Consider the following 474-nt stretch of genomic DNA (forward strand, 5'->3'; position numbering starts at 1 on the left):
TATCGGTTAACGGCCTAATATCATAGTTTTATTCATCATATCATATCTCCCCCTAGTAAAAAAAAGAATCATATTAGGGGTATTTAGTATGCGTTATACGTGGATACATGTGTGATATAGATTTTTGGTACTCAATCCATCAAAAATCTATAGGTTGACTAATCGTAAGAAAAAGCATACCTAACGGTATGCGACTTAGACAACAAAAGTACTTGAATAACATAGTAGAACAAGATCATCGTTTTATAAAGAAACGAATCCGTTCTATGCTAGGGTTCAAATACTTTGACACAGCTACATCCATTCTTTCTGGAGTAGAGGCTATGCATATGATTAAAAAAGAACAGATTGCTTTACGGGATCAGTCTGTCCAAAACCAGAAAGAATTCATCCATCAATTGTTTGAACTTGTAGCATAAAATACAATTCTGTTAGGAATATATGCGTTTTACTGGTTTTCATTTTATCTTTGCA

Annotated in this window: 1 pseudogene; it reads left to right on the forward strand. The window is 33.1% G+C overall.

The features are described 5' to 3' along the window. Positions 1-185 precede the first annotated feature (185 nt). Positions 186-419, forward strand: a pseudogene (locus tag MR065_RS27100) (DDE-type integrase/transposase/recombinase); the annotation flags it as partial. Between the last annotated feature and the right edge of the window lie 55 nt (positions 420-474).

The sequence above is a fragment of the Bacillus cereus group sp. BfR-BA-01383 genome (assembly GCF_022663495.1).
In the GTDB taxonomy this organism is placed as follows: Bacteria; Bacillota; Bacilli; order Bacillales; family Bacillaceae_G; genus Bacillus_A; species Bacillus_A cereus_AU.